This is a genomic window from Ohtaekwangia sp., assembly GCF_036786105.1.
Taxonomy (GTDB): domain Bacteria; phylum Bacteroidota; class Bacteroidia; order Cytophagales; family Cyclobacteriaceae; genus Ohtaekwangia.
In genome coordinates this window covers 24,116-27,091 of record NZ_DAIQRQ010000067.1, presented here as the reverse complement: position 1 = coordinate 27,091, position 2,976 = coordinate 24,116, and the positions used below count along the sequence as shown (strand labels likewise).

The window sequence follows — 2,976 nt, the reverse complement described above, 5'->3', positions numbered from 1 at the left end:
CGTTATCCGTAAAGGCACTATTGCTATAGATAACAACCGTGATGTTGATCTTCTATCTGATGTTTTCAGCATTTATAACGGATAACGTGTAACAGATAACAGCTAACGGTTTATAACTTTACAGGCAACTATACTTAACTATATGAAAGCTATACTAAAACTAACTGCCTTATCCCTCCTTGTTTTGCTCTATGCTTGTGGACAGAAAGCGCATGAGCACGATGGCCATGATCACGACCATGCACACGATGCTCCTGATGCATCTCCCAACCATGCACTATATGAGGAAGTGATGAAGGTACATAACGAAGCCATGGCCAAGATGGATGCTGTGTATAGGCTGAGGGAAGACCTTAAAAAGAAAGCATCAGAAACACCAGGACTTTCTGCTGAAAAGAAAAAAGAAATGGAAGACATGGTTCTGAAACTCGATTCAGCCAACGAAAGCATGATGACGTGGATGCACGAATTTAAACCTGAGCCCGACAGTGTAGCTGGCGAAGAAAAAGTCCGCGAGTACCTCGAAACTGAAATGGAAAAAGTTAAGAAAGTAAGAGAAGATATACTGGAAGCGATTGACCGCGCCAAAGCTCTTTGAGCGTTAGAGGTTAATCGTTATTCGTTACTCGTAAAAAATTAGGAGTGTCAGATGTTCTATCTGACACTTCATTATAAGCAATCAGACAAGCCCCTACCGCACACTTCTCGCAGCCCGAAGCCTGCAGCCAGCAACCATTTGTACTGAACCACGGATAGCGTTACCTTCGCGGCACCTAAACGAGCATTATGAATTTAAAATACATTCCACTAAACGATCTCCACACAAAACTTGGAGGTAAGATGGTCCCCTTCGCCGGATTTAACATGCCGGTACGTTATTCCTCTGATATTGAAGAACACATGGCCGTGCGCAATGGTGTAGGTGTTTTCGATGTGTCGCACATGGGCGAATTTACGTTGAAAGGTCCGGATGCACTTGACCTTATTCAACGGGTTACCAGCAACGATGCCTCCAAAATCGTAGATGGACAAGCTCAGTATTCATGTCTGCCGAATGAGACGGGCGGTATTGTAGATGACCTGATCGTTTATAAAATAAAGGACAACGACTACCTGCTGGTAGTAAACGCAGGAAATATAGAGAAGGACTGGAACTGGATCAGCAAGTTCAACACGAAAGGTGTCGATATGAAAAATATTTCTGACGACACCTGCCTCTTTGCGGTGCAGGGACCCAAGGCAGCCGGTGTATTGCAGAAGCTTACGCCTATAGACCTTAGCACTATCAAATACTATCATTTTGCCATTGGCGAATTTGCCGGTGTACCGAATGTAGTTATCTCCAACACAGGCTATACCGGTGCAGGTGGTTTTGAAATCTATGTTAACAAACAATACGCGGAAAAAGTATGGAATGCCATCTTCGAAGCCGGTAAGGATGTTAACATCAAACCTATCGGACTAGGCGCGCGTGACACACTTCGACTCGAAATGGGATTCTGCCTCTACGGCAATGATATAGACGACACCACTTCTCCATTAGAAGGTGGACTGGGTTGGATTACAAAGTTTACAAAAGACTTTACCAACGCTGCTGCACTAAAGAAACAGAAGGAAGAAGGCGTTACCAAAAAGTTGGCAGGCTTCAAGATGGTCGATAAAGGTATACCACGCCACGACTATAGCATTAAAGATGCGAGCGGCAACGTAATTGGCAAGGTAACTTCAGGAACCATGTCGCCAGTGCTTGGTATTGGTATAGGACTCGGTTATGTTACACCTGCATTGGCAACACCGGGCTCCGAGATATTCATTGATGTTCGCGGCCGTGCTCTCAAGGCGCAAGTGAGCAAACTTCCGTTGATCTGATTCATTTTGATTACTACCAATAAAGGGTTCACAAAGTATATCATGTGAACCTTTTATTTTTGCCCGACATTGAACTTTGAAATCCTGAACTTTAAACTTTCTCTCCTATGAAAACCATCGATGTTTGCCTGAGTCCGGAGCTGATGCATTTGTATAACGTGCAAGATCGAACCATTGTGGTGGTAGATATATTCCGGGCAACATCCTGCATGACTACTGCTTTTGCGCACGGCATTGCCAGTATAACTCCGTTTGCTAAACTCGAAGATTGTCTTTCATTAAAAACGAAAGGATACTATACAGCGGGCGAACGCGATGGCAAAAAAGTGGATGGCTTTGATCTGGGCAATTCTCCATTCGAGTATATGGAAGACAAGTTAAAAGGCCAGAAAATTGCATTCACTACAACCAATGGTACACAGGCCATAGCAAAATCGGCAGGCGCAAAAGAGATTATTATTGGCTCATTCTTGAATCTCTCAGCCGTGGTAAACTATCTTCTAAAAGGTGACAACAATGTACTGGTTGTGTGTGCCGGCTGGAAAGGTAAAGTAAACCTGGAAGACACTTTGTTTGCGGGTGCATTGGTTGAGTTATTGAAAGAGCATACTCAACCTGATTGCGATGCACCGGTGGCGGCACAACATCTTTACAATGCTGCCAAAAATGATCTATTCGATTTTTTGAAAGACGCCAGCCACGTAAAACGTCTGGCTAAATTAAACGTCTATAAAGACATTCAATTTTGTTTAACACCCGATCAATATAGTGTTGTACCTGTACTGAAAGATGGAGTGCTGATTGTATAACGAAATACTTCTATTTCTTTTTCGCAACCACCAGAACTTTACTCTTTTTTAAGGAGTCAATCTTAACATCAAAAGTATAGCTGCTATCGAGCGTATCTAAAATGGTTAAGAACTCTTTTGGTGAATATTCTTTGTTGTTGACGATTACCTTTTCGTAATCCGCATTGCTGACTGAGTTGCGTACACTGTTTAACAAGCTCTTTTCTTCTGACTTCTCTAATTGATGCGCTGGTAATGTATAGCCATCGGCTTCGGTTACAGCGTACTGATCCTTCTGTGATTTGCAGCTAAAAAGAGT

4 protein-coding genes are annotated in these 2,976 nt (G+C 43.0%); 3 read left to right on the top strand and 1 reads right to left on the bottom strand.

Going from position 1 to position 2,976, the window contains the following annotated elements; all coding sequences use genetic code 11:
• The first annotated feature begins 142 nt into the window (after positions 1–142).
• From V7Q33_RS20150 to V7Q33_RS20140, 3 genes are all read left to right on the top strand, one after another.
• Complete coding sequence (locus V7Q33_RS20150; RefSeq protein WP_333821048.1) at positions 143–598, top strand: hypothetical protein; 456 nt, start codon at positions 143–145, stop codon at positions 596–598.
• 188 nt (positions 599–786) lie between these two features.
• Positions 787–1,869, top strand: a complete 1,083-nt coding sequence (gene gcvT, locus V7Q33_RS20145) for a glycine cleavage system aminomethyltransferase GcvT (RefSeq protein WP_331979323.1) — start codon at positions 787–789, stop codon at positions 1,867–1,869.
• A 107-nt stretch (positions 1,870–1,976) separates the two neighbouring features.
• On the top strand, positions 1,977–2,678 hold the full coding sequence (locus V7Q33_RS20140) for a 2-phosphosulfolactate phosphatase (RefSeq protein WP_333821047.1): 702 nt from the start codon (positions 1,977–1,979) through the stop codon (positions 2,676–2,678).
• Positions 2,679–2,688: 10 nt separating this feature from the next.
• Here V7Q33_RS20140 and V7Q33_RS20135 read toward each other — a convergent pair.
• Positions 2,689–2,976, bottom strand: a 288-nt coding sequence (locus tag V7Q33_RS20135) for a hypothetical protein (protein WP_333821046.1), incomplete at its 5' end; no start/stop codon positions are given.

What these genes read in the sequence shown, in the direction of transcription:
- V7Q33_RS20150 (WP_333821048.1), top strand. Translation starts at nt 143, where the DNA reads ATGAAAGCTATACTAAAACTAACTGCCTTATCCCTCCTTGTTTTGCTC.
- gcvT (WP_331979323.1), top strand. Translation starts at nt 787, where the DNA reads ATGAATTTAAAATACATTCCACTAAACGATCTCCACACAAAACTTGGA.
- V7Q33_RS20140 (WP_333821047.1), top strand. Translation starts at nt 1,977, where the DNA reads ATGAAAACCATCGATGTTTGCCTGAGTCCGGAGCTGATGCATTTGTAT.